A 458-nucleotide genomic window follows, 5' to 3' on the forward strand; every position below is an offset into this window, starting at 1 on the left:
GTCATGGATAAAAAAGCGCCTTCGTACAAGAACTAATGGTGTGATATTAACTTTTTCCGCTTCCTAAAGGAAAAAGTATGGGTGTTTATGAAAGCGGTTTCATAATATGATGAATGTGTAAAGAAAAGCTTCATACTTCAAAAAGGGGGCGTTTACAATGAACATTTTATTAGTTTGTGCAGCAGGTATGTCAACAAGCTTACTTGTCACAAAAATGGAGAAAAGTGCACAAGAACAAGGAAAAGACTATCGTATTTGGGCAGTATCTGGAGATGCTGCAAAAAATCATATTGATCAAGCCGATGTGCTTTTATTAGGACCTCAAGTTCGTTATTTATTACCGCAAATGAAAAAACTCGGAGAAGACAAAGGAATTCCAGTAGACGTAATTAATACCGTGCATTATGGCGTATGTAATGGTGCTGAGGTTTTAAAATCTGCTGAACAGTTAGTGAACG

At 36.7% G+C, this 458-nt stretch carries 1 protein-coding gene; it reads left to right on the top strand.

The features are described from left to right. Positions 1–157: 157 nt before the first annotated feature. On the top strand, positions 158–458 hold a 301-nt coding region (locus V7659_RS31915; RefSeq protein WP_335543971.1), incomplete at its 3' end, for a PTS sugar transporter subunit IIB.

This window comes from Neobacillus drentensis (assembly GCF_036966985.1).
In the GTDB taxonomy this organism is placed as follows: Bacteria; Bacillota; Bacilli; order Bacillales; family Cytobacillaceae; genus Neobacillus; species Neobacillus drentensis_E.